The sequence below is a fragment of the Achromobacter sp. GbtcB20 genome, assembly GCF_019091095.1.
Taxonomy (GTDB): Bacteria; Pseudomonadota; Gammaproteobacteria; order Burkholderiales; family Burkholderiaceae_B; genus Achromobacter; species Achromobacter mucicolens.
Genome location: NZ_JAGXJZ010000945.1, coordinates 1 through 233, shown reverse-complemented (window position 1 = coordinate 233; position 233 = coordinate 1). Strand labels below are relative to the sequence as shown.

Here is a 233-nt window from a genome sequence, read left to right as displayed (position 1 = left end):
ATCAGCCGCGGCCTGACCTCGTTCCGCAGGAACTCGGTCGACACGCCCGACGACGGCCCGCCGCAGTTGATCGACATGAGCCGGCTGCCGCCGATCGGGAAGAAGCCGACCGCGATGCCGTTGTCGTCCTTCTGCCATTCGCCGAAGGAGGTGGTGCAGCCGAACTGCGCGTAGTCGCGCAGGCCCCGTTCCAGCCCGTCCTTCATGGCGGTGAAGGCCATCTCGTCGAGCTC

Annotated in this window: 1 pseudogene; it reads right to left on the bottom strand. The window is 67.4% G+C overall.

Annotated elements, in window-relative coordinates:
- A pseudogene (locus KVT32_RS31755) lies at positions 1-233 on the bottom strand (IclR family transcriptional regulator); the annotation flags it as partial.